Source organism: Clostridium sp. Cult3 (genome assembly GCF_021655115.1).
Lineage (GTDB): Bacteria > Bacillota > Clostridia > Tissierellales > Tepidimicrobiaceae > PPXY01.
Genome location: NZ_PPXY01000020.1, coordinates 1 through 26,850, shown reverse-complemented (window position 1 = coordinate 26,850; position 26,850 = coordinate 1). Strand labels below are relative to the sequence as shown.

The 26,850-nt window shown below is 36.9% G+C and carries 21 protein-coding genes; 17 read left to right on the top strand and 4 right to left on the bottom strand.

Features of this window, described 5'->3' with window-relative positions; translation table 11 throughout:
- From C3E88_RS05135 to murJ, 3 genes are all read left to right on the top strand, one after another.
- Positions 1-1,917: efflux RND transporter permease subunit (locus C3E88_RS05135; protein ID WP_236909094.1), on the top strand; the 1,917-nt coding region annotated here is incomplete at its 5' end.
- On the top strand, positions 1,904-4,081 hold the full coding sequence (locus tag C3E88_RS05130; protein ID WP_236909093.1) for a hypothetical protein: 2,178 nt from the start codon (positions 1,904-1,906) through the stop codon (positions 4,079-4,081). The genes C3E88_RS05135 and C3E88_RS05130, both read left to right, overlap by 14 nt.
- A 114-nt stretch (positions 4,082-4,195) precedes the next feature.
- The gene (murJ, locus tag C3E88_RS05125; protein ID WP_236909092.1) at positions 4,196-5,659 is read left to right on the top strand and encodes a murein biosynthesis integral membrane protein MurJ; all 1,464 of its coding nucleotides are present in this window, start codon (positions 4,196-4,198) and stop codon (positions 5,657-5,659) included.
- A gap of 11 nt (positions 5,660-5,670) precedes the next feature.
- Here murJ and C3E88_RS05120 read toward each other — a convergent pair whose 3' ends face one another.
- Positions 5,671-7,755, bottom strand: coding sequence for a 5'-nucleotidase C-terminal domain-containing protein (locus tag C3E88_RS05120; RefSeq protein WP_236909091.1), 2,085 nt, complete (start codon positions 7,753-7,755; stop codon positions 5,671-5,673).
- 183 nt (positions 7,756-7,938) lie between these two features.
- On the opposite strand from C3E88_RS05120, the gene C3E88_RS05115 reads away from it, so the two are divergent.
- From C3E88_RS05115 to C3E88_RS05055, 13 genes are all read left to right on the top strand, one after another.
- Positions 7,939-9,585, top strand: a complete 1,647-nt coding sequence (locus C3E88_RS05115) for a tyrosine-protein phosphatase (RefSeq protein ID WP_236909090.1) — start codon at positions 7,939-7,941, stop codon at positions 9,583-9,585.
- A gap of 171 nt (positions 9,586-9,756) precedes the next feature.
- Positions 9,757-10,599: a BglG family transcription antiterminator LicT gene (licT, locus tag C3E88_RS05110; RefSeq protein ID WP_272878435.1), complete on the top strand. Its 843-nt coding sequence runs from the start codon at positions 9,757-9,759 to the stop codon at positions 10,597-10,599.
- Between the two features lie 51 nt (positions 10,600-10,650).
- Entirely contained in the window at positions 10,651-12,042 is a 1,392-nt protein-coding gene (locus C3E88_RS05105) for a PTS transporter subunit EIIC (RefSeq protein ID WP_236909089.1), read from the top strand.
- Entirely contained in the window at positions 12,039-12,485 is a 447-nt protein-coding gene (locus C3E88_RS05100; RefSeq protein WP_442870634.1) for a PTS sugar transporter subunit IIA, read from the top strand. The genes C3E88_RS05105 and C3E88_RS05100 overlap by 4 nt, the downstream gene beginning before the upstream one ends.
- 17 nt (positions 12,486-12,502) lie before the next feature.
- On the top strand, positions 12,503-13,933 hold the full coding sequence (locus tag C3E88_RS05095; RefSeq protein ID WP_236909087.1) for a 6-phospho-beta-glucosidase: 1,431 nt from the start codon (positions 12,503-12,505) through the stop codon (positions 13,931-13,933).
- A 33-nt stretch (positions 13,934-13,966) separates the two neighbouring features.
- Positions 13,967-14,518 (top strand): S-layer homology domain-containing protein, encoded by a 552-nt coding sequence (locus C3E88_RS05090; protein WP_236909086.1) that lies wholly within the window; start codon positions 13,967-13,969, stop codon positions 14,516-14,518.
- Positions 14,505-14,900: a glycoside hydrolase family 3 C-terminal domain-containing protein gene (locus C3E88_RS05085; protein WP_236909085.1), complete on the top strand. Its 396-nt coding sequence runs from the start codon at positions 14,505-14,507 to the stop codon at positions 14,898-14,900. Before C3E88_RS05090 ends, C3E88_RS05085 begins: the two co-directional genes overlap by 14 nt.
- 105 nt (positions 14,901-15,005) lie before the next feature.
- On the top strand, positions 15,006-16,781 hold the full coding sequence (locus C3E88_RS05080; protein WP_236909084.1) for a thiamine pyrophosphate-dependent enzyme: 1,776 nt from the start codon (positions 15,006-15,008) through the stop codon (positions 16,779-16,781).
- A gap of 5 nt (positions 16,782-16,786) precedes the next feature.
- A complete protein-coding gene (locus C3E88_RS05075; protein WP_236909083.1) occupies positions 16,787-17,350 on the top strand; it encodes an indolepyruvate oxidoreductase subunit beta in 564 nt (187 codons plus the stop codon).
- A 92-nt stretch (positions 17,351-17,442) separates the two neighbouring features.
- Positions 17,443-18,123, top strand: coding sequence for a PspA/IM30 family protein (locus tag C3E88_RS05070; RefSeq protein WP_236909082.1), 681 nt, complete (start codon positions 17,443-17,445; stop codon positions 18,121-18,123).
- A 23-nt stretch (positions 18,124-18,146) separates the two neighbouring features.
- A complete protein-coding gene (locus C3E88_RS05065) occupies positions 18,147-19,229 on the top strand; it encodes a TFIIB-type zinc ribbon-containing protein (RefSeq protein ID WP_236909081.1) in 1,083 nt (360 codons plus the stop codon).
- Positions 19,226-20,032 (top strand): TPM domain-containing protein, encoded by an 807-nt coding sequence (locus C3E88_RS05060; protein WP_236909080.1) that lies wholly within the window; start codon positions 19,226-19,228, stop codon positions 20,030-20,032. The genes C3E88_RS05065 and C3E88_RS05060 overlap by 4 nt, the downstream gene beginning before the upstream one ends.
- Before the next feature lie 27 nt (positions 20,033-20,059).
- The gene (locus C3E88_RS05055) at positions 20,060-21,004 is read left to right on the top strand and encodes an SPFH domain-containing protein (protein ID WP_236909079.1); all 945 of its coding nucleotides are present in this window, start codon (positions 20,060-20,062) and stop codon (positions 21,002-21,004) included.
- A 31-nt stretch (positions 21,005-21,035) separates the two neighbouring features.
- On the opposite strand, the gene C3E88_RS05050 is transcribed toward C3E88_RS05055, so the two are convergent.
- Genes C3E88_RS05050 through C3E88_RS05040 form a run of 3 tightly spaced genes read right to left on the bottom strand, consistent with a single transcriptional unit; the run spans position 21,036 to position 24,708 of the window.
- Complete coding sequence (locus C3E88_RS05050) at positions 21,036-21,989, bottom strand: ABC transporter ATP-binding protein (RefSeq protein ID WP_236909078.1); 954 nt, start codon at positions 21,987-21,989, stop codon at positions 21,036-21,038.
- Positions 21,990-21,992: 3 nt separating this feature from the next.
- Positions 21,993-23,654, bottom strand: coding sequence for an ABC transporter permease (locus tag C3E88_RS05045; RefSeq protein WP_236909077.1), 1,662 nt, complete (start codon positions 23,652-23,654; stop codon positions 21,993-21,995).
- The gene (locus C3E88_RS05040) at positions 23,644-24,708 is read right to left on the bottom strand and encodes an ABC transporter substrate-binding protein (RefSeq protein ID WP_236909076.1); all 1,065 of its coding nucleotides are present in this window, start codon (positions 24,706-24,708) and stop codon (positions 23,644-23,646) included. Before C3E88_RS05040 ends, C3E88_RS05045 begins: the two co-directional genes overlap by 11 nt.
- Positions 24,709-24,948: 240 nt before the next feature.
- On the opposite strand from C3E88_RS05040, the gene C3E88_RS05035 reads away from it, so the two are divergent.
- The gene (locus tag C3E88_RS05035; RefSeq protein WP_236909075.1) at positions 24,949-26,727 is read left to right on the top strand and encodes an S-layer homology domain-containing protein; all 1,779 of its coding nucleotides are present in this window, start codon (positions 24,949-24,951) and stop codon (positions 26,725-26,727) included.
- Positions 26,728-26,850 lie beyond the last annotated feature (123 nt).

Below are 26,850 nucleotides of genomic sequence, written 5' to 3'. Positions count from 1 at the left end.
ACGGGCATGTTGGTTATTGAAAATATGGAACCAAAGGACGTAGTAAAGGTAAAGGATAAGATCAGCAAAATAGAAGGAGTGGAAAGCGTAGTATGGGTAGATGACTTTTTGGATATTAGTATTCCAAAGGATATGCTACCAGAGGAGCTAAAGGAGATGTTCTATAGGGAGGATTCCACATTGGTGATGATAAAATTTGCCAATGAATCCTCCTCTCCAATAACCCAACAGGCTATAGTGGATATAAGAGGCGTATTGGATAAACAATCCTTCTTAAGTGGTATGGCAGCAGTCCTTAAGGATACAAAGGATTTAGCTGATAAACAGACTCCCATATATGTGGCTCTAGCAGTAGTATTGGCAACTATAATACTTATGTTGACATTGGAATCTACCATAGTACCTTTTATAATACTCATAAGTATAGGTTACGCCATATTATATAATTTTGGAACCAATATGCTACTAGGAGATATATCCTATATAACCAAATCCTTAGCAGCGGTACTGCAGCTAGGAGTTACCCTGGATTATTCCATATTCCTACTTCATAGATATGAGGAGGAATGTGAAAAGCTAGAGGATAGAGAGGAAGCCATGGGTCATGCTATTGCAGCTACTGCTTCTTCTATAGTAGGTAGTTCTTTGACTACTATAGCAGGATTTTTGGCCATAGCCTTTATGGAATTGACTATAGGTAAAGATATAGGTTTGGTAATGGCAAAAGGAGTAATGTTTGGAGTTTTATCAGTACTAACCATATTGCCAGCTTTAATATTGGTATTTGATAGGCTAATCAATCGTTTTAACCATGGTACCATATTGCCAGAATTTAATGGATTGGGAAAGCTTGTTACTAAGCATTATAGATTATTTATATTGATTGGAATAATAATATTCTTGCCAGCTTTTTATGGTGAGAAGAACAATGAAGTGTACTATAACTTAGATGAATCCTTACCTGATGATATGGAGTCTATAGTAGCCTTTAGAAAGCTAAAGGATGAGTACGATATGATGACTACCCATATGGTACTCCTATCAAAAGATGTACCAAATTATCATATAAAACAGATGATAGGGGAGATTGAAAAACTAGAGGGAATAGAAAATGTATTATCCTATCAAAAATTAATAGGGCCCAGCATACCAGAAAATTTCATACCAGAGGCTATAAAGGATAGGTTTGAACAGGGTGATTACAAGCAGATAATCATAAATTCCGAATATAAGGCTGCCACTGATGAGCAAAATACACAGATAGAGGAGATTGAAAGGATAGTTAAGAAATATGATAAAACCGGTATAATTACAGGCGAAGGTGTACTGACTAAGGATTTAATAGGTATTGCAGACAGGGATTTCAAAAGGGTAAGTACCATATCCAATATAGCGGTGTTTATCATAATACTATTGGTATTCACCTCCATATCCATACCTATATTTTTGATACTAGCTATAACCTTAGCCATATTTATAAACATGGGCATCCCATATTATACGGGAAATTCTATCCCATTTATAGCTAGTATAGTAATAGGCTCTATCCAATTAGGAGCCACTGTAGATTATGCTATACTGTTGACTACTAGGTATAGAGAAGAGATAAAAAATGGTCATGATAAGTTTACAGCTATGGAAATATCTGTTAGGGAATCGGCTAAATCTATTATTACTAGTGGGTTGACTTTTTTTGCGTCTACTATAGGTGTAGCTGTTATTTCCGAAATGGAATTGGTAAAAAGTTTATCGGCTATGATAGCTAGAGGTGCGTTGATATCTACGGGAGTGATTCTATTCATATTGCCGGGAGTGTTAATAGCTACAGAGAGCTTTATTAGCTCTACAACTAAAAACTGGAGCAAAGAAAGAAAAGATAAGGCTGAGAAAGGAAGGATTGCATATGAAAGCAAATAAAATAATATCTAGAATACTTGCTATGGCAATGATCTTAACCCTTGTATCATCAAATCTAGTATTTGGGGAAGGAATAGTCAAAAAAGAAGAGACGGTCTATGTTAATTTAGACAATAGTGGTGAAGATATAGAGAAGATATCTAGCATTTGGATTCATTCCGATGCTCCCTTAAATAGTCTAGAGGACAAAACCATACTTGAAGATGTAGTAAATGTAAAAGGTGAAGAAGAACCAAAGGTGGAAGATGGGAAGTTAATATGGGAAACAGATAATAAGGACATCTATTACCAAGGAAAAGTTAAGAAACAACTACCTTTGAAGCCAAGTATTAAATACTATTTGGATGGAAAAGAAGTAAAGCCTGAGGATATAGTTGGGAAGTCAGGAGAAATAAGGATTAGTATAGATATTCAAAACAATGATAAACACTCAATACATTTGAAAAAAGGGGAAACCAAGACTGCCTATGCTCCCTATGTAGTAGCTACAGTAGTAGACCTACCCATGGATAAATTTAAAAATGTGGAGATTAATACGGGAAAAATAGTATCCGATGGTAGCAATCAAATAATCACCTTTATATCCTTACCTGGTCTTAAGGATAGTTTAGGGGTAGATAGAGATAAGCTAGATTTAGAAGAACATCTAGAAATTGTAGCAGATGTGGAAAATTTCGAGATGAAGCCTATAGTATTTACAGCTACGTCCCAAATACCTGAAATAGACGCACTAGATGATGCGAAGGACTTAGATGAACTGATAGATGGAGTAGATAAGATAAAAGAAGCCAGTGAAAAGTTAACTGATGCAACTCAGAAGCTATATGAGGGTCAAGTAGAATTGGATAAGGGATTAGATGAGTTTATTCAAGGGATAGATAAGATTAAATTTGGTTCCGATACCCTACTAGAGGGCTCTACAAAGTTGAAGGAAGGATTGAACCAAACCTATGAAGGCAGTAAAAAAATAGACGAAGGAGCCAACACCCTATCCCAATCGGCTAATCAACTGGGGGAAGGGTTTGTTGGCCTAGGCAATGGCACAGTAGAATTTAGCAACAAGGCTATGGAATTTTCCCAAGGGGCAGCTCAAATAGCTGAAGGGGTAGATAAGATCCCAGAAAGTACTAAAGCCTTAAGTGGAGGAATGGAAGAGCTAATCCAGGGCACAGAAACCATCAAAAATGGACAGGATAGTCTAAGTGAAGGATTAGGTAAAAGCCTAGAAGCTGTAAAGAAAATTAAAGCTGGGAAAGAAAAAGAAGGAAAAGTAGTAGAAATATTGTTAAAAAGTGTAGACGGATTGGACAAAATAGCTTCTTCCATTGAAAACTTACCTGGAGGCAATGCCGTATCTCAAACCATGAAGGAAGTTTTGGCTCAACAGAGGACAGCTTTAGAAGGCCTTGAGAGCTCTAACCAACAGTTGGTATTGGCTTTAGACCAATTGGAGGAAGGTCTAATACAAGCAGAAGGAGCTTCAAAAGAATTAGCTCAAGGCATTGAAAATGTAAATTTAGGTCAAAAGAAGATCTCCAGCGGTCTAGGAGAGTTAGCCCAAGGAACGGAAGAACTAAAGGGAGCTTCTAGTCAATTAGTAGAAGGTAGTGCTGGACTAAACCAAGGGGCTAATATGATAAATGAAAACGCCCAAAAGGCCAATGAAGGAGCAGGCAAGTTTGCAGAAGGTTCAAAGGGATTGGCTCAAGGAACAAAAGAGCTTACCAATGGACTAGGAGAATTAAATGCCGGCGCCGGTAAACTTCATGGAGGTATAGAAGAGCTATCAAATGGTGCTGGACAACTAGCTGAAGGTGGCGGAAAGTTAAAAGAAGGTAGCCACAAGCTTACTGAAGGCTCAAAGGAATTAAATGAAGGTATGAACAAGTTCCAAGATGAAGGTATAAACAAGATGTGGGATGAGGTAAAGGATGCAGATATGGATGTTTCAAAGGTAATAGATATAAAAGACGAATTAGTTAAGATATCCAAAGATAATCAATCCTTCTCAGGCCTATCGGAGGATATGGATGGAAGTCTAAAGTTCATCATGAAGACTGAAGGAGTAAAGGGAATAGAAGAGGTGGAAAAACTAGAAATTGATGAAAATGTAAAAGAAGAGAAAGGATTTATATCCTGGATCAAGGGAATATTTAAGAAATAAATAGCTTAACAATAGCCGGAAACTGAGTTAGGGATTATACCCTAGCTCAGTTTTTGTTTTACCATCCTATTCCTAGGGTACAATAAGTAGGATAGGAAAACTGGAGGGAAGTTTATGGGATCCATGAAGGATAAAGCAGTAAAATCTGTATGGATTATTATTATATTTGGTATAGCAAGTAAGATACTAGGGTTTATTAAGGAGACATTAATAGCATCGGAAATAGGCTGTTGCTTTAGAACTGATGCATATTTTGTTGCCTTTGCTGGAGCTACCCTGTTGGCAGAAATATTAGGAGAAGGAATTAGCACTAGTATGGTTCCAGTTCTATTAAAGATTGAAGCCAAGGAAGGAAAGGAAAAGAAGATAGACTATGTAAACAATCTACTCCATATAACCATACTGGCTTCCTTGATATTGCTGGTGTTGGGCTGGCTTTTATCTCCAGCTATTATCAATATAATGGCCAAAGGGTTTAAGGGAGAAGAGTTTTATCTGACTGTAAAGCTTATGAAGATAGGCTTACCTATTATATCTCTTATAATGATAAGATCCGTATTTGTAGCATATCTTCAGAGCAATCATGGGTTTAAAGCTGGGGCTAAATCCTGGATTTACTATAATATAGTGTATATCATATATTTGATATTCTTTAACCAATACGGAACTTATGGATTGATGGTAGCGGGAATACTAGCATCCTTATCCCAGTTGTTTTCAGTAATACCTGCCTCCAAGAATATGGGATATAGATATGAAAAGATATTAGATTTTAAGGATGTATATTTTAAGGAAATGCTTATAGTTATGCTGCCTATACTATTAGCCTTATCCATAAATAGAATCAATATAATAGTAGATAAAACCATAGCATCTACTTTGTCAGTAGGTAGTATATCTTGGCTAAACTATGCTAACGATATAATCCAATTGGTATTGGGCATATTTGTTACGGCTATAGTGACGGTGTTGTTTCCAATAATCTCCCAGGAATATCATGGGGAAGACGTAGAATCCTTAAAGGATACTATGAAAAAGGGTATGAGGTGGATACTCAATATAATAGTACCAGCAACGTTAATATTAGTTCTATTATCAGAACCTATAGTAAGGTTATTCTTCCAAAGGGGGGCCTTTGGTCCTGAAGCTACTTATATGACATCCAAGGCCTTAACTTACTATGCTCTAGGTCTAGGAAGTATGGCCTTTGTACTGATACTTACGAAGATCCACTATGCTATGCACGACTCCTTAACTCCTACACTACATGCAATTTTTGGAGTTGTCGTAAATCTAATATTCAGTATTATATTATCTAAGTATATGGGCATAGCTGGTATAGCCTTAGCCACTAGCATCTCCACAACTTTAGTAACAATCCTGTTGATAACGAGGTTAAACGGCAATATGAAAGTCATAGATATCCACAGAAATTGGAAAAGTTTATTGAAGTTGTTCATAAGGGGAGCTATTATGGCTTTGGTGATATGGGTAAGTTTTTATTTACTAGGGGATAATTCCTTGGGATTAGTAGTTAGTATTGGATTGGGAATAGGAGTGTATGTGGGGATGGGCTAAAAGCCCATCCTTTATTCTTCTACTGTAACTTCATTAAGTATAGTTATACGTCCTTCTACTTCTGGAGAGATAGTTCCATGTTTTAGTAGATATTCTTTGAAGCTGTCCCTCAAATAGTATTTAGTTTTGAGAGTGACTTTTCCTTCTTTAAGCATATCGAACTTATCTCCACCGCCACTTAAGAAGTCGTTGGTTACTACTTTGTAGCTTTTATCCATTTCTATATCTTTTCCATCGATAGTTACGGAAACTATTCTTTCACCTGGTTCTTTAGCAGCATCAAAAGTGTACTCAAGTCCAGATACTTGTAGGAACATACCAGCTGCACTTGGATAGCTAGACACTCCATGTTCTAAAGTATCCCAGATAGTTTTTCCGTCTAATTCAAGAACTACAACTGCATTGTCAAAAGGTAGAACTGTATATACATCTTTTAATGTTATATCTCCCTTATCTATACTTGCCCTTACTCCACCACCATTTTGTAGAGCAATATCTGCATCGGTTAATTCCACTAGGCTATCAGCAATCACATTAGCTAGATTGGATTCCTTTCTTCTAACGGTACCTCTTTCCCCATCTAGATCTACTGTAGTTTTACCGATTACTTGTTCCATTTCTTTATCCAGTTCTTCAGTATATTCATTAACTAGTTTTGCTACTTCTTCGTCTTCTTCTAAGTTTTCCGTCATGAATATATGTCCAAAGTTGAATCCTATCATTTGGTTATCTATCATATTTATATTGGTTTGAGAAACCAATTCCGCATGTTTACCTGAGGATATCAACCAAGAATCTCCAGTTTTTCTTGGGTAATCTACAATATCAGTGCCACCGCCAAATACGAAGTCGATGCCTTGGATTTTTTCACCTAATACTGCATTATCGTTGTGAAGATGGGCTAAGGATATGATTATATCCGAGTTGTCCTTAACTTCATCTACTTCCCTCTTGGCAGCTTCAAAATGATCCTCAAATTCTACTCCCTTTACATTGTTTGGATGAGTATAGTATCCACTACTATCATCTGTTAGTCCTACTATGGCTACCCTGATGCCATCTATATCTTTAATAATGGAAGGTTTTAGGTATTCAGGATAGCTATCATTGTAATAGGTATTAGCTGATAGGAATGGGAATTTAGCTAATTCTGCATTGGTTTTCATAACATCTTGTGGGAAATCGAAATCGTGGTTTCCTAATACCATAGCATCGTATTCCATCATATTCATTATTTCTATGACAGGCTTTCCCTTAAACATATTAGCTACATTTGTATTGTATGGAGCATCACCGATATCTACCAATAGGGTATTTGGCTGTCTTTTGCGAGTTTCATCTACGAACTTCTTCATCTTTGCCATACCACCGATTTCCCTGTCAGCACCACTAGGTTTATATGGTTCAATATGCCCATGAATATCAGCTGTAGCAAGGATAGTTAGAACTTTAAAATTAGAGTTAGACAGGATTTTATTTAAAGCTCCAGCAGCTTCTTCCCTTGTAATAGTATCCTTAGAACTTAAATCCTTTTCATCCAGTAGATTTAAAGAATTAAGTTTTTCTATGTAATCTACCTTTTCATCTACTCCAAATAATACCTTGCCTAATACCTGATAGAACTCTTTTTTAGTAATATTTTCTTCTGGTTTAAACAATCCATCTTCCTCTACATCTATAGCTCTTACCTTGATAAGGCCTTCAATATAGTTTTCACCCCAATGGGATTTAATATCATCGGCTGAATATACGACGAAACCATCATCTATTACCCCTAGAGTATCTGTATAAGTAAATTTCTTCTCTACTTTTTCTTCTACATCTAAAGATTGTATTTCTGGAAGCTTAAATCCTCTTACCATAAGGGCAGATAGCTCTGCTTTAGTAAGGGGGTCTTCAGGTCTAAACCTCCCGTTGATAGGTTGTGCTATTACTCCCTTATCATATAGTTGGACAATAGCTTCTTCATAGGGACTATGGCCTATGTCAGTAAATACGGCAGCTTCTTCTGCCAATGCACCTACTGGCATTATAGTTAATACCAACATAAATACTAGCATCAGAGATGCAAGCCTTTTGTTAATTGATCTTTTCATTTTTAAAGCCTCCTCATAAATTTATTTATAGCATATCAAATTTTATCATATTATGTCGAATAGACAAGGGGAAGTTATACTAAACAATATAAAGGGAGTAGTAATCACGTCTCATTGAAATGGATATGCCCTTATGATAATATTATACTTAAGTAGCATAATAAAGGAAGGGTGGGAAATTTCATGAAAAGAAGTTTTAGAATCATATCATGGTTACTTGTACTGACCTTCACTTTTTCTTTAGGTGCAGGAGCCTTTGCAGAAGGGCATTTACCTTCAGATGTAAAGAAAGGAAAGTGGTATACTGATGCAGTGGAATACGTTTTTACAAATAAAGTAATGGAAAACGTATCTGAGAACGAGTTTGATCCAAATGGTAAGCTTACCCGCGCCGTATTATACCAGTCCTTTTATAATATTGAAAAAGGGCCTGGTACATTAGAAGAAGCACTAGATTGGTGGAAAGAAATAGGCATATATGATGGCGAAGAATTTAATGAAGAAGAAGCTGTTAGTCGTCTAGAAATGTTTGAAATATTATACAAGTATATGAAATATAAAGGAGTATCTACTTTAGGAGGAAGTCTTGAATATTATAGCGATGGAGAAAAGTTACCGGAAACAGCTATACCAGTTATGGAGTATTTGTTAGGGACAGGTATCGTTAAAGGTAAAGATGGTGTCTTAATCGATGCTGATGCCATAGCAAAGCGTTCAGAATTAGCTAGAATTCATTATGATTTGCCTAAACTACTTACTGCTAGCACTTCTGGTGTTGTAACAGTTGTAGATAAGTATGGTAATATTACTTTGGATCTACTAGTTCAAAATCTACTGAATGCAGGATTCGAATTTGGGGATAATCTAATAGTAAAAATAGGAGAGCATGAAATAGAAGCACCTTTTGTTACTGCCTATAGTGATGTTGACAATGGTAGTGAACTGGTACGTGGACCAAATGGTACAGGTTCAAGAAATATTATCGTAGCCATTAATATGGGAAACTTTGCTGAAACATATAAGGCAAAAGAGGGAGACCAGATTAGCTTTGAATTGAAAGAAAAAGCTGGCTATCTTACGGAATGGGAAATCCGTCAGCTAGATCGTAGCGATAATCGTGAAGACTATGCTTCTGATGTTATATTTGCAAACTTCCGTAATGTATCCACTGGAAATATAGCCAAAGGGGTATATTATAGAAGCAGTAGCCCAGTTAATAATGAATTAGGTCGTGCTGCATATGCAGATGCTCTTGCTAAAGAAGCAGGTATAAAAACAGTAGTAAACCTTGCAGACAGCAAAGAAGAACTAGAAAGTTATTTTGAGAAAGAGGATTTCAACTCTCCATATTATAAGAGCCTATATGAAGAAGGCAATGTTATTTTTCTCGATATGGGGGTAGACTTTAAATCTGATGAATTTAAACAAAAACTTAAGACTGGATTAGAGTTCATGATCAAAAAGGATGGACCTTATCTTGTACATTGTAATGAAGGTAAGGACAGAGCAGGTTTTGTCGCTGGACTTCTAGAAGCATTGATGGGTTCTACAGTGGACGAAATCAAGGAAGACTATATGACTACCTATATCAACTATTTTGGTGTAGAGTATGGCTCTGAACAATATGAAAAGATAGCTGAAAGCAATATATTAGAATCTCTACGAGATATTGCTGGATTAGAGAAAGGTGCAGACCTTACCGATGTGGATTTAGAGAAAGCTGCAGAAGAGTATCTACTTGGTATTGGTCTAACTGAAGAACAAATAAAGACTCTTAAGGAAAAGCTATCAACGGATATAGTAGCTATATCTATTCCAGAAGCAGCATAATATTATAAATATTTTGACAACATGTCCGTTGGTTTATATTGACATCCAAACTTTTACATGTTATACTTATAACAAGTGAATATATATGGATTGTTACTGTTAAATCAGGCAAAACCTAACTTATCTACAAGTTCGGGTTTTGCCTTTTTTGTTATTTCCTGAAAGAGGGTGATGAATGTGGTTATTGAAAAGATTCTCAATAACAATGCAATAGTATCCCTTAACGAAGATAAGTCAGAAATTATAGTAATGGGAAGGGGGGTAGCTTTTGGTAAGAGTCCAGGGGATCTGGTTGACAAGGATAGGGTAGAGAAAGTATTTACATTGGAAAACGACGATTTAACTAATAAACTAAAAGAGCTAATAGAGGAAATCCCCATGGAGTATATGAAGCTTTCGGAAGATATAATAAAATATGCTAAATTACAACTAGGTAAAAAGCTAAATGACAACATCTATATATCATTAACAGATCATATTCATTATGCAGTAGAAAGATATAGTAAGGGATTGGCTATCAAAAATGGACTTCTATGGGAGACCAAAAATCTATATAAGGAAGAGTTTCAAATAGGTATGGAGGCTTTAAAGATGATAGATCAGACTTTAGGAGTGAGGCTTCCAGAAGATGAAGCAGCCTTTATAGCATTACATATAGTAAATGCAGAGCTAAACGAGGACATAGGAAATATCATGGCTATGACTGGGATAGTTCAAGAGATACTAAAGATTGTACAGTATCATTTCCTTATGGAATTTGATGAGGAAAGCCTAAATTACTACAGATTCATCACTCACCTAAAATTTTTTGCACAGCGCTTAGTAAATAAAGAGTTCTATGAAGATGATGAACAGGATGATCTATTTGAAATCGTTAAAACAAGATACTCAGATTCATATGACTGTGCCCTAAAAATACAAGAATTCATTTATAAAAAATATCAATACATGATAACCCAAGATGAGATGATGTATCTAACAATCCATATAGAAAGGGTGGTGAGAATACGCTAGAAGGTTGGCAAAGGTTGTGAATATTAAGATCATATCTAAGGAGGGAGTAGTATGGATTATCAGAAAATATCACAGGATATTTTGAAACATGTAGGTGGAGAAGAAAATATAGAACTAGTGGATTACTGTGCTACCAGATTACGTTTTAGATTAAGGAATATTAAAAAAGCCGATAGGGATAGTCTAGAGAAGATAAAGGGAGTCATGGGGACTACCTATAGTGGTGGGCAACTTCAAGTAATCATAGGTAGTGATGTGGCTAATGTATATAGAGCACTTATGGATATAGCTGATATTGATAAGAGTGAAAGGGATTCAGATGGTGAAACGGAAAAATCTAAATTATCCATAGTGCTAGACACCATAGCAGGAGTATTTACACCAATATTACCTGCCATAACTGGTGCAGGTATGATAAAGGCCCTGTTAGCTTTATTTACAGCTTTCAATTGGATATCACCAGAGAGTCAAACCTATTATGTATTAGATACTATTGCAGACGGAGCATTTTATTTTATACCAGCATTACTGGCTTATACATCTGCTATTAGATTTAAAACCAATCCATATTTGGCCGTAGCCTTGGCAGGAATTTTACTACATCCTAATTTTGCTGCACTAATAGATGAAGGTCAGGCTACTATAGGATTTTTAGGAATACCTATTAGATTGGCATCTTATGGTTCATCGGTTATACCTATAATATTAGGAGTTTGGTTTATGTCCTATATAGAAAGATTTGCAGATAAGGTTTCACCAAATGTAGTCAAATTTTTCTTAAAGCCTTTGATAACCCTGTTGATAGTGGCACCAGTAACATTGATAATATTAGGACCTATTGGAACGATTATAGGTGATTATGTGGCACAGGGGATAGTATTTCTAAATGATCATGTAAGTTTCTTAATACCTACGCTAATGGGAGCTTTTTCACCATTACTAGTAATGTTTGGTATGCATTATAGTTTGTTCCCAGTAGCTTTATCAGCTTTTGCAACTTTAGGCTATGAAGTAATACTATTGCCAGGAATGTTAGCAGCTAATATAGCCCAAGGAGCTGCAGCTTTAGCAGTATCTATGAAAGTAAAGGATCAAGACGTAAAGAGTTTAGGAAGATCTGCAGGTTTGACGGCATTAATGGGCATTACAGAACCGGCTATGTATGGAATCAACTTAAGATATAAGAGACCTTTCTTAGCCGTTATGATAGGCGGGGGAGTTGCTGGACTGTTTGCAGGTATAACTAAAGTAAAGGCCTATGGATTTGCGTCACCAGGATTAGCCTCTTTGCCTATATTTATTGGAGACACTTTCGTCTATTCTTTAATAACAATAGCAATTTCCTTTATATTAACATTTGCACTAACTTGGAGCTTTGGAATTGATGAAAGCATAGGAGAAGAAACTAAAAAAAAAAGAAACAAGTCTTTAGCAAAGCAATAGATATTAAATCTCCGTTAAATGGAGAAGTAGTTCCATTGGAAAAGGTAAAAGACGATACCTTCGCAAGCAAAGTACTAGGTTCTGGTATAGCCATACTTCCAACAGAGAACAAGATCTATGCACCAGCAGATGGAATTATTACCAGCTTTCATAAATCCAAACATGCCATAGGGATCACAACTTTTGATAATGTAGAAATATTGATACATGTGGGAATAGATACAGTCAAATTGGGAGGTCAATATTTTATCGGTTATGTTGAAGTTGGAGATAAGGTAAAGATGGGAGATCTATTATTAGAATTTGATGAAGAAAATATTAAAGCTGAGGGATACGATATAACAACCCCCATTGTAATAACCAACACTTCCAGCTTTTTAGATGTAATACCTCTACAAGTTACTACAGCTAGGAAAGGAGATTCCATAATCAAAATATTGTAGAGAAAGGAGCTGATTAGATGGACATAGGCAAGTTACCAAAGGATTTTCTGTGGGGAGGTGCAGTATCTGCTGGCCAGTGTGAAGGGGCTTATGATGAAGGAGGTAAAGGCCTTTCAACAGCAGATGTATTGCCTGGAGGCAAACAGCGGATACCATTGTTACAATATGCAAAACCTGCATTGGAAACCGTATATGATTATTATCCTTCTCATGAAGGTATAGACTTTTACCATCGCTATAAGGAAGATATTGCCCTTTTGGCAGAAATGGGTTTTAAAGCCTTTAGGACATCCATAGCTTGGTCTAGAATATTTCCAAAGGGAGATGAAGAAGAACCAAATGAAGAGGGATTAAAGTTTTATGATGACTTATTGGATGAATTGATAAAACATGATATGGAACCTATTATCACCATATCCCATTTTGAAATGCCCCTGCATCTGGTAAAGGAATATGGAGGTTGGAGAAGTTCCAAGGTAGTTAAGTTCTATGAAAGATATGCCAAGGTGTTGTTTGAAAGGTATAGTAGAAAAGTTAAATATTGGATTACTTTCAATGAGATAAATATGACTCTCCATGGTCCTTTTGTTGGTGGGGGATTGGTAATAGACAAAGATGAAAATAGGGAGCAAATAGTATATGAGGCTGTCCATAATCAGCTAGTGGCTAGTGCTTTAGCTGTCATAGCTGCTCGAGAAATAGACCCAGAGGCTAAAATTGGATGTATGCTAGCAGGAGGGCCCTATTATCCCTTAACGCCTAATCCAGAAGATGTATTTAAAGCTATGGAAATGGATAGGCAGAACTTCTTCTTAGCTGATGTCCAGGCTAGGGGGTATTACCCATCCTATATGAAGCGGTTCTTTAAAGAGAAAAACATAAAAATAGATATAACAGATGAAGAAAAGGAAATATTAGAAAAAGGCACTGTAGACTTTGTATCCTTTAGTTACTATATGTCCCATGTAGCATCGGTGAAGAAGCAAAGGGAAGTAGCAAAAGGGGAATTGAATCTGTTTGAAAGTGAGAAGAATCCATACCTGGAAGACTCAGAATGGGGTTGGCCAATAGATCCAAAGGGTTTGCGATATACCTTAAATCAACTATACGATAGATATCAAAAACCTCTATTCATAGTGGAAAATGGCCTAGGAGCAGTGGATAAGGTTGAAGAAGATGGCACAATAAATGATGATTATCGCATTAATTATCTAAGGGCGCATATTAGAGAAATGATAGAAGCAGTAGAAGATGGAGTTGAGTTAATAGGCTATACTCCATGGGGATGTATAGATTTAGTAAGCCTATCAACAGGAGAGATGGAGAAACGCTATGGGTTTATATATGTAGACAGAGATAATGAAGGAAGGGGAAGTCTTAAAAGGATTAAAAAGAAGAGTTTCTATTGGTATAAAAATGTAATTGCTACCAATGGAGAAGAATTGTAGTTATAAGGAAAAGAAAAGGAGGATTTGTTTAAAATGGATAAAACCAGGCTAAATAAAAAGACAATCTTTAGTCTTCTATTGTCGTTGGTGTTGATCTTATCCAATGTAGTGGCTTTTGCAGGAAACAATTCTGTTCCCAATTGGTTTAGGGATACTTACGAAAAGGTGAAGGATAAGGATTTATTGGACTATGTAGACAATACCTTTACAGAGGATTTGCTTGGCAAAGCGATTAGCGGAAAAGAATTTGCAAACCTTATGTCCATATCTGGTTTAATAGAAGATATGGATGGGGAGGGTATTGCAACTAAGGAATATTTGTCTAGAGAGGATGCTTTTGTAGTTTTGTCTAAAGCTGTAAACTTTGTACCAGTAGATATATCCATACTAGATAGTTATTCCGATGTTTTAAATATATCCGATAAGGCAAAAGAGTCTATAGCTTTACTAGTACAAACCAATATAGTTCAAGGCAAGGGAAATAGGATAGATCCAAAATCTAATCTAACTCATGCAGAAGCTATAACATTAGTAGAGAGGGCTATAAATATCAGCACAGATACAAAATGGGTTGCTGAGAAATAGTATATTATTAGCAAAGGAAATAGCTAAGGATAAGCCTATAATCGTAGCTATTAGAGCAGACAATCCAATGGTATTTGAAGAATTTGAAAAGGATGTAGATGCTATAGTAATGGGCTTTGGAGTAACAGATGAAGCGTATTTTGATATAATCACAGGTAAGGTTGAACCAGAAGGACTGCTACCACTACAAATGCCAGGGAATATGGAAGCTGTAGAAAAACAATATGAAGATGTACCAAGGGATATGGAATGTCATGTAGATGAAGTGGGAAATAAGTATGATTTTGCCTTTGGATTAAATTGGTCAGGGGTAATAAGGGATAAGCGTACAGAGAAATACGATGTTCCAGCATTGCTAACCCCAGCTAACAAGGGTAATTAGGATAATATATATAGACTAGAATCAGGATGTTATATCCTGGTTCTTTTGTTTTGTCCATGCCCCTTAAGGGTAAAATATCATCAAAAGCTTAAAGGGGGTTTTTTCATGAAGGAAGTGTTGACGGGCAATCAAGCCATAGCTAGGGGGTTTTTTGAAGCTGGTGGCAGGATTGCTGCATCTTATCCAGGCTCACCAACGGTGGAGATAATGGAGACCTTAAAGGGCTACGAAGAAATATATGCTGAATTCTCCACCAATGAGAAGGTAGCCTTAGAAGTAGCCATAGGGGGCTCATTATATGGGGCTCGGTCCATGGCATCTATGAAACATGTAGGGGTAAATATAGCTGCTGATCCTTTGATGACTTTCACTCAAATGCCTATAAATGGGGGCTTTGTCTTAGCCACAGGGGATGATCCAGGTATGGCCAGTTCCCAAAACGAACAGGACAATAGGATAATGGGCAAGTTTGCCAATATGGGTATATTCTATCCTGGTAGTAGTCAGGAGGCTAAGGATTATATGAAAGCAGCTTTGAATTTAAGCGAAGAGTATCAGACTCCTATGATGGTAGATATTACTTCTAGGGTATGTCACAGTAGGGGAATAGTAGAAATAGAAGAACGAATAGATAAAGTGCCAGAAGGTTTCACCATAGACCAGGAGAAATACACTATGTTACCACCAAATACCTTTAAAGCCCAATATTCTATGAAAGATAGAATAGCTGCTTTAGAGGAATATGCCTATGATACACCTATAAACACTTTAGAAGAAGTAGAGGGTTCAGATACTTTGATAATCACTTCAGGGCTTATGTACTATAATCTAAAGGAGTTAAATCTACCAGTTAGCATATACAAATTGGGAATGGTGTATCCCATATCCACTAAGAAGATGAAAGAGTTAAGCCAAAGATATGAAAACATCCTAGTACTAGAAGAGATGATGCCCTTTATTGAAAATGAATTGAAACTTATGGGAATCCATTGCAAGGGGAAGGAGTATTTTTCTTTTACAGGGGAATTGCATACGGAAAATATAGAAGAAGGTTTGTATAATGCAGGTATCCTTAAAGAAATAAAATACAGCAAAGTAGAGAAAACATCTACGGTAAGTAGACCGCCTATGTTCTGTGCTGGCTGTCCCCATAGGCCTATATTCGATATCCTAAAGAAGATGAAGGTTAAGGTCATAGGGGATATAGGTTGCTATTCCATGTCTGTGTTGCCAGCATTTGAAGCATCCCATGTGATGATATCTATGGGAGCAACGGTGGGAGTTACTAAGGGGATGAACAAGGCTATGAGGGCCAATGGCAGTGATGAGCCTATAGTATCCGTTATAGGAGATGGAACCTTCTTCCACTCAGGGATGCCAGGTTTTGTCAATCTACTCCATCAAGCAGATGAAAAGGACAATATGACCTTTATAGTCCTGGACAACAGAACTACAGCTATGACTGGAGGACAGCCTAATGCTAGTTCAGGATTATATAACGAAACTGATGATATGGATATATCCATAAAGGAACTATTAAACACCATGGGAATTGAAAATGTAATAGAGGTAGACCAATTTGATTATAAGCATACTAGAGAGGTAATAGTAGGGGAAACTAAGAAGGAAGGCATCTCGGTCATAATTGCCACTAGACCTTGTGCTCTAAGATATAAAATCAAGGAGCCTCACTATTATGTAGATCCAAATATATGCATAGGCTGTAGATCCTGTGTCAAGACCAACTGTCCGCCTATTAGGATGAAGGAATATGAGGGAATTGATAAATTAAAATCCTCCATAGATCCAGATGCTTGTGTAGGCTGTAGCGTATGCGCTCAGGTGTGTCCTGTAAATGCTATTAAGAGATGGGAGGGATGATTGGTATGAGGAATATTATTATTGCCGGTGTAGGAGGTCAAGGTTTAGTATTAGCTACTAAGATAATATCCGAAGCAGCCTTTAGGGCTGGATTGGATGTAAAGACCAATGATGTAGTAGGTCTATCCCAAAGGGGAGGTATGGTTTGGGGTTCTATAAAAATGGGTAAAAAGGTATATTCTCCAAATATATTGCCTGGGGAAGGGGATATCCTCCTAGGTATGGAACCTTTAGAAGCCTATAGATGGAGCTATCAGATGAAGGAAGGAGGCACTATCATTCTCAATGAAAAGGAGGTATATCCTACTCCCGCTTTGTTGGAACAAGAGGAATATCCCTATGAAGAAATTGAAAACTTAAAGGATAAGTTTCATATAATAAAGGTAGATGCCATGGAAGAAGCAAAGATGGCAGGGAACATCAAAGCTGCCAATACCGTATTAATTGGGATGTTAGCTAAGGAATTGTCCATAGATGTGGATATTTGGAAGGAAGTACTTAAGGAAAATGTACCTTCCAAGGCAGTAGATGTAAACATAGTGGCTTTCCATAGGGGATACGATATATAATGAAAAAACTTATATAATAGTCTACTATATTATGATATAATTTTAGTAATAATTGATTCATGCATAAGAATAGTATTAAGGGGAGGGATAATATGGGTATATTAAATAGGTTTAAGGAGATCATGTCCAGCAATATCAATGCATTATTGGATAAGGCGGAAGATCCAGAGAAGATGATAGATCAGATTTTAAGAAATCTAAATAGCGATTTAGGTAAGGTGAAGGCTGAGACTGCCTCTATAATGGCAGAAGAACAGAGAGCTAAAAGGGAACTTGGGGAATGCCAAGAGGATATTAAGAAGATGGAGAATTATGCCGTAAAAGCCCTAGAAGCGGGAAATGAAGATGATGCCAGGAAGTTTCTAGAGAGAAAGGCTGATTTAACAGATAAGGAAAAGGGGCTGGAAGAAGCTTACAACTTAGCCAAATCCAATGCTGAACATATGAGGCAGATGCATGACAAGTTGATTTCTGATATAAATGAATTAGAAGCACGAAGATCCATGTTGAAGGGGAAAATGTCAGTAGCTAAAACTCAGGAGAGGATAAACAAGATGGGTTCCTCAGTAGTAGATGCTAACCGATCTATATCTGCCTTTGATAGGATGGAAGACAAGGTGAATAGGGCTTTAGATGAGGCTAATGCAATGGCTGAGTTAAATAAAGGGCCTAAAGATGATATAAAGGATTTAGCTGCTAAATACGAGAGCAAAGATTCGGATATAGAGGACGAATTAGCTGCACTTAAGGAAAAAATAAAGAATAAGGAGTAGTCCTAATATTAAGGGCTGTAGCTATGGCTACAGCTTTAATATTAACTGGTGTTGGTTTTTTGTTGGAGGTGATAAATTTGGTAATACACTACAAATGTCCTAATTGTGGTGCAGATATGGCCTTTGATGCTGAAACTGGGAAGCTTTCTTGCCATAGCTGTGGCAGGGAAGACGATATAGAAAATTTTCCCGATGAGTTTATAAGTACCCATTTTTCAGAAGATGAAGCCAAGGAATACCATTGTAAAAACTGTGGTGCAGTCATAATTACGGAAGCGGAGACTACAGCCACCACCTGTAGTTTTTGTGGAGCTGGGGTAGTTTTAGCCGATAGATTGTCAGGAAAGATGGCTCCTGCTAAGGTAATTCCCTTTGCCATAAGCAAGGAAGAGGCTATGAAGGCCTTTAAGAAGTGGTGCCGGAATGGCAGGCTTACACCAAAGGGCTTTATGACTGCTGACAGGATAAAGAACATTACAGGTATTTATGTGCCTTTTTGGCTATACGATTTAAACTCTAAGGTCCAGGTCAATGCTCTTTGTACCAAGGTTCGGACATATACTAGAGGTGATTATGTATATACGGAAACTAGATATTATGATGTATATAGGGATATAAATTTAGATTATCTAAAAGTGCCAGTAGATGCTTCGGAGAAGATGAACGATGAGTTAATGGACAAATTAGAACCCTATAATTACCAGGAAATAAAGGATTTTAAAACCCCTTATCTAGCTGGGTATATTGCAGAAAAATATAATTATGATGAAAAAGAGCTGTTGCCTCGTGCTAAATCGAAAATAGAAAACTATATAAATGCTTATATCAACTCTACTATTACCGGATATTCTTCCGTTAGATATAAGGATAAACGGATTGATACTAGGAATACCCATGCTTACTACACCCTTCTTCCCGTTTGGATGGTGTACTATGACTACGACAAATCGGAACACACCTTTGCTATGAATGGTCAGACGGGAAAAGTAGTAGGCAAACCTCCTATTAGTTATGGCAAGGTAGCTGCTTGGTTTGGCGGAGTAGCTGGGGCTACCTTTGTTACACTTAAGATAATGGCTTTGTTGATGGGAGGTGGTCTGTGGTGAGAAGAAGGTTTGAAGGCTATGCATTTATCATACTATTTATTATATTATTAACTTTTAGTAGTTCTATAGTATTGGCCGACTCCGGTAGAAAACATCGGATATACGATTTTGCTAATCTATTGACTCTAGAGGAAGTAGAAAAGTTAGAGTCTATGGCCCAAAAGTATAGCACTAGAAGGGATACGGATTTTATCATATTGACTACTAACGATACTAAGGGGAAGGATATAGTAGAATATATGGAAGACTTTTACGATGATAAAGCTCTAGGCTATGACAAACCCCATGGTAATACGGCTATACTTACCATCGACATGGATAATCGAGATGTTTATTTGGCAGGTTTCTATAAAGGAGAAGAATACTTAGATGATTATAGATTGGATTTGATCCGCTATAAGATAACCCCAGATTTATCCGATGGAGATTTCTACAAGGCATTTAAGGGCTTTATCAAGACCGCCTATAAATATATGGGAATTAGGCCAGGAGTAGATCCAAACAATATATTGTTTAAATCAGGGTTTCAAATCACCATATCCCTAATAGTGGCTGGAATAGTAGTAGGGTCTATGGCCTACAATACTGGTGGCAGGGTCACAGTCCATGACGGGACCTATAGGGATTTTAGCAATTCTAGAATATTAAATAGAAGGGACAATTATTTGAGAACCTCTGTTACTAAACATAGAAGACCTTCTAATAACAATAGAGGTGGCGGCAGCGGTGGTAGTGGCATTAGTAGAGGTGGAGGAATGACTAGAGGTGGTCACTCCCATAGTGGGAGTAGGGGTAAATTTTAGATAAATACCTAGGAAAGGGATGATTAAATGATATTTAAAGGACAATTTGCCAATGTAGTAGAATGGGAAGAGTTTAGAGATGATATGATTTTTTGGAAATGGTCCAATAGGGAGATAAAAAAGGGAAGTAGATTGATTATACGTCCAGGCCAGGATGCAATATTTTTATACAATGGTAAAATAGAGGGCATATTTAAAGATGAAGGAGATTACGATATAGAATCTCAAATCATCCCCTTTTTATCTACATTAAAGGGATTTAAATTTGGTTTTAATACGGGTATGAGGGCAGAGGTACTGTTTGTAAATACCAAGGAATTTACAGTAAGATGGGGCACCAAAAATGCCATAAATATACCTACTCCTCAACTACCAGGAGGACTTCCAATCCGTGCTAATGGTACCTTTAACTTTAAGGTCAACGATTATATAGCATTAATCGATAAGATAGCAGGGGTAAAGGATCATTATCTAGTAGAAGATGTGAAGCTGAGAATTACCTCTATACTAGACCAATTATTGATGAAATGGATTAGCAAAGAAGGTAAGGATATGTTCAATCTTCAAGCCAATGCCTTTGAAATAGCCAAGGGTATTAAAGAAGATTTGGATATGCAGATACTAGACAATGGTATGACCATTACAGGCTTTAATATAATGAGCTTTAACTATCCAGAGGAAATCCAAGATATGATCAACAAAGTAGCTTCCCACAATATGGTAGGAGACTTAGGTAAATACCAACAGGTTTCCATGACCGATGGCATATCCTCAGGAAAAGTAAAAGGTGGAGGAACTGCTTCCGATATGGCAGGCATGATGATGGGGATGAATGTAGCCAAAGAGATGATGAAAAACATGGATGAAGGCAAATCTCAAGGCAGTACAACCAAACCAAATTTCTGCCCTAATTGTGGTCAGAAGACTGGGGAGGGAAATTTCTGTTCCAACTGTGGTCAAAAATTAGTGTAAAAAAAGGCGGGTTGTATACCCGCTTTAACTATTATTTTCCTAATTTAGTCTTATGAAGTATTTCCAAATTCACTTTACTACCTGTTTGAAACTTTGCACTTTCCTTACCACTTAAATTCACTTCAACAGATTTTCCATCCTTTGAAACCAGGTATTCGGTGAATTGGCCCATGAATATCTTTTCTTCTATGGTATATTCCCCTTGGGGATTTATGTTCATACGGATATCCTCAGGTCTTACCATAAACTTTTCTCCATCTATGTGGATTAGGTTTGACTTTCCTATGAAGGAGGCAATATATTCATTAGTAGGAGAGAAGTATACTTCTGTAGGGGAACCTATCTGCACTACTTTTCCCTTGTCCATTACTACTATTTTATCCGAAAGGCTTAGGGCCTCACTTTGGTCATGGGTGACAAAAATCATGGTGATATTAAGCTTTTTTTGTAATTCCTTAAGCTCTCCTCTCATCTTCATCCTCAAGGATGCATCTAGATTACTCAAGGGTTCATCTAATAGGAGTATCTTTGGATTAGTAGCCATGGAGCGAGCTAGTGCTACCCTTTGCTGTTGTCCTCCACTTAGATTCCCTACTTTATACTGTTCATAGCCTGTTAGACCAACTATATCTATATATTCCTGAGCAATTTCTAAAGCCTTTTTCTTTTTTTCCTTCCTATAGAATCGGATACCATAGCTTACATTTTCCACTACATTCATATGGGGAAATAGGGCATAGGATTGAAAAACCGTGGATACAGGCCGTTTTTCAGGAGGTAAGCTTAGGATATTTACTCCTTCTAATAAAATTTGTCCACTATCTGCTTCCAAAAATCCACCAATTAGATTCAATGTAGTAGTTTTGCCACAGCCGGAAGGGCCTAGGATAGTGACAAACTCTCCTTCCTCTACATCTATATTTACATTTTTTACACCATTTTCTTCATCAAACAGTTTAGTCAAATTTACCAACTTAAGAAACACATGCTACACCTCCCTTTTGTTAAGTAGCTTTATAGCTATTAGATTTACGCTGACGGTGATTAGGATCAGTACACTAGCCATTACTGCGGCTTGTCCATATCCACCTCTTTGAATATCCTTAAACATTACAACGCTGGCTACTACATTCTTTGGCGAAACTAAAAATATAATGGCTCCAACAGTAGTCATACAAGCGGTGAAAGTGTTTATGAAGCTGGTTAAAAATACTGGCCTTAACAAGGGAAATATAATATTGGTAATAGTCCTTACCTTTGATGCACCTAAATCCCTAGCTGCATCTTCCAATCTAGTATCTATATTGGCAAAGGCAGCATTAGTAGCTTTGTTAGCTACGGATATATGTCTAAAAGTAGAGTTTAGGATTACAATGGCAGTAGTTCCCGTAAGGAGCAAAGGCCTATTGTTAAATCCAACTATATATCCTAGTCCAAAGAATATACCCGGTATAATATAAGGGAGGGAGGATACAAATTCTATATATCTCATACCCTTTATCTTTCGTCTGTGGGTATAATAGGACAATAAAATTCCCAGCACCGAAGATATTATTCCAGCAATTATAGCAAATACTATGGAGCGGACAAAGGCAGATAGATATAGAAATCTCACCTTTTTAATATGATCCAGTGTAAATACTAATTTACCAGAAGCATTGTTAGATATAGATAACAAAAATATACTACCATATTTTAGTATGACTATTATAAAAAAAGCTATAGTAATAAAACCTAAAACTACATTTAATCCTTTGGGAAGTTGAAAATGGTATCCTTGACTTCCAAAGGCCTTGGTTCCATCGGATTTATTATCTATACTTTCCATGTTCTTTCTGTAGAACAAAAATGCCAATAGAGCAGGAGGAATTAATAGTACCGACATGGCGGCAGCCTTTCCTAAATCTCCACTAGCAAATATGGTCTTATAGGTTTCTGTAGCTAGCATTTTGAACTTTCCTCCAATGATGATAGGAGTTCCAAAGTCTGCTAAATTCATAGTAAAGTTTAAAAACAATACCGCCAATACCGTAGGAAATACTGCTGGTAGTATTACATTTTTCAAAGTCTCACTAGGAGTGGCTCCTAGGTCCCTGGAGGCTAGTATCTGCCTTCTATCTATAGAGTTTAAAGCTGTAATAATCATAATGGTAGACAGGGGGATTTTCCCTAAAGTCTGAAGTAATACGACTCCTTGCCAACCATAAGGATTGACGCTTAAGCCCAATAGATTGTGAGTGATGAGCCCCCTTCGACCAAAAAGTGTAATCAAGGCCAAAGAAGAAACGAAGGGTGGCGATATCATAGATAACATCAAAGCTCTTAATATGATGTTTTGGATCCTTTCCCTTTGAGTAAAGGTGTATAAAGCTATACATAGTGAAAAAATCGTAGCTAGTACAGAGGATAGACTTACTACGAATAAGCTGTTTTTTATCAATGTTAAATTGCTTTGAGTTAATAAATTCTTGTAATTATCTAAGGTAAAATCACCTCTATAGAAGAAGCTGGTGGAGATGACCATAACTATAGGATATAAGATGAATAAAAGTAAACTAATGATAACAGTCCATAAAATCAACCGATCTAATATAGAATCAAAGGAAAGAGCAAAGCCTGCCCTTTCCTTTGGTCTTACACTATTTATCACCGACTACTTCCTTCCATCTTTCTAGGATTGATTCCCTATCACTACCCATTAATTCTAGGTCAAAATCGATTAGTTTACTTTTATCCAATTCTTTCATCAATTCTGGTGCTTCTACATCGTCTCTAGCCATTATTCTTGCATCGGCTTCTCTTAATATTTCCTGTCCATGTTGAGATAGATACCAGTCTACGAACACCTTAGCTGCATCAAGATTTTTAGTGTTCTTGAATATAGCAATTGGAGCTGGTGTCCATGGAATCATATCTTCTGGATAAATAACAGATGTAGGGCTTGTTTCTCCAGCAGCATAGGTTCCACCAGTGATGGCTACTACACCTATAGCAAATTCTCCAGCTGCAACTTTTTCCAATGGTTCTCCACCGCCTTGGGCGAAGAAATCTATATTTTCATTAAGTCTTTCAAAATAATCCCAAGCTTTTTCTTCTCCTAAAGCTTGTATAAGACCGCTGACGATAGCATAGTTAGTTCCTGAAATAGCAGGGTCTGCCATGATTACTTCCCCTTTGTACTTAGGGTCAGCTAAATCTTCCCAAGTCTTTGGAGGCTCTAGACCTTTTTCTTCTAATATATCATCATTAACTATCCAACCAGCAGGCACTAGTGCTAATCCTGAAAAATATCCATCTTCATCACAATATTGAGGATTGATAGCAGATACTTCTGGGGATTTGTAAGCTTCTAGATACCCTAAATCTCTAGCGTTTAAGTAACTGTCTACTCCACCGCCAAACCAGATATCTGCTTCAGTTTTTCCATCTTCTGCTTGAAGTTTAGCAAGAGCAGATCCAGTGGACATACTCAAGAATTCTACTTTGATACCAGTTTCTTCGGTGAATTTTTCAAAAGTAGCATCGGCACCGCCATAAGCTACCAATACGCTTAAGGTTGTCCCTTCAAAAGGTTTGTCATTGGTCTCTTCAGAAGTTTCAGCTGGTTTATCAGCTTCTTCTTGAGGATTGTCATTATTTTGACAAGCTACAAGACCAAAAGACAATACTAGCACCATTAATAATGCAAGTATTCGTTTCTTCATTTTTTGTCACTCCTCGTAATTTATATAATATTTTGCTCATCTAGAGATAGATTAGCATTGGTGTCAATATTAGTCAAATAGATTAATCCTATGGAATAGACAGTCACTATAGATAAACTTTATACAGTTAAATACCACTTTTTCCTATGTAACTTAATTGTAATAAATATTTCACTCTATTGAGATATATAGGTGTTATAATAAAAAGGGTACAAGTACATATTTGAATGGAGGAAAAATATGAAGAGGAATATACTATTTACGGCAATTATTTCATCTATGATCGTAGCCAATAGTAGCTTTTCCTTTGCCATGGTTTCTGATATAGAAAGTCATTGGGCCAAGGCGGAGATAGTCTATTTAATGGAAAGGGGTAATATACAAGGCTACAACGATGGAACTTTTAAACCCAACAAAAATGTAACTAGAGCTGAATTTTTCAAGATGGTAAACCATGTATATGAATTTGAGGAAACTAATCAAGTATCCTTTACAGATGTAAAAAAAGATGACTGGTATCATGATGAAATAGGGAAGGCCTTAGCTGCAGGATATGTAAGTGGCTACGAGGATGGAACCATAAGGCCTAATAGACCTATAACTCGGGAAGAGGCATCCAAAATAATTGCTATGGTTGCAGGATTGGATCAAGAGCTAGAAAATATAGAGCTGGATTTTGTCGATAGTGAGGAAATAGGGGATTGGGCTAAGGAATATGTAAAATCTATGAAGTATAAAGGATATATGCAAGGATATCAAGATGGCACCTTTAGACCTAAGAGACAGATTACAAGGGCAGAGTCGGCTAAGATACTTGCTAATATTAGCAGGAGTATACAAGATGATCCAACAGAAGAACCAGATACTAAAGAATATCTGGTCCAGATAGGAAGCTATAGCAGCTTGGAATCTGCCAATGAAGAGGCTTGGAATTTAGTACTTGCTGGCTTTGAAGATACCTTTATAATTAAGGATGATAAATACTATGTAATGGCTGGTAGGTTTTCAACGGAGGAGGATGCACAGATATTTAAAACCATAGTTAGTTCTAGGGGATTTGAGACCTTTATAACTACAAGGGAATTTGAGGAAGGTAGTCTAATCAAACCCACAGAACCTATAAAGGAAATACCTAGATATGAGGAGTTTATAAAGCTAGCAGATGAACTACCAAATCCAAAGGATATTAGGGAGATAGTGGTTACAGATAAGGTTAAAGTTGAAAAACTAAGGAATCTATACGATAGCCTAACTCAAGAGGAGATAGAGCATATTCCCAATGAAAGGATAAATAAATTTCAAGAAGTAGAATCTAAAATAGAATCCCTAAAGACTTCCATCAAATCAGGGACCAATACTAGCATGGCTCAAGCTCAAGCCTGGGCTATTAAAAAAGGCAGTCATAAGAGATTTATAGATGTAGCACCCTATTACTGGGAATATGGAAGACTTACTGGGATAAATCCAGAAATACTATATGCTCAAGCAGCCAAGGAGACCAACTTTGGTAGATATACAGGTCAAGTTAAGCCAGAGATGAACAACTGGGCTGGTATCAAAATACTAGAGCCTATAGGGGATAGCACTTATGATCATCAAATATTTCCCACTCCAGAAGAGGGGGTAAGGGCACATTTCAATCATATGGGTATATACTGTGGAGTAGATCCCATAGGAGAACCTCATCCTAGATGGTATAAGACCAAAACTGCCGCTTGGGCTGGAAAAGTATCCTATGTAGAAGATTTAGGAGGCCGTTGGGCGCCAAATCCAGATTATGGCATATCTATAATGCGGGATTATGTAAAACATATATACAGCACCTCCATTCCTGTGGAAGAGGATTTAAAGAAGGCATTGGAATTTAGCCAAAGGGTAGATGAGCTAGAGGATGATAAATTGATGCTAATGGAGATAATGGAAGAATATAATAGATTAACGGAAAATCAAAAATCCTTAATACCCTACAATATTAAGGAAAGAATAGATAAAATCAATTTCAATCCCTTTGCATATTAAATGGAAACTGGACCAGAGGTAAGTAAAAACTTATCCTGGTCCTTTGTTTTAGCCGTCTATAGAGTCTAGGTCATGGGTTAGTATTTCTTCAATCTTTGATTGGATTCTATCGAGGTCTAAACC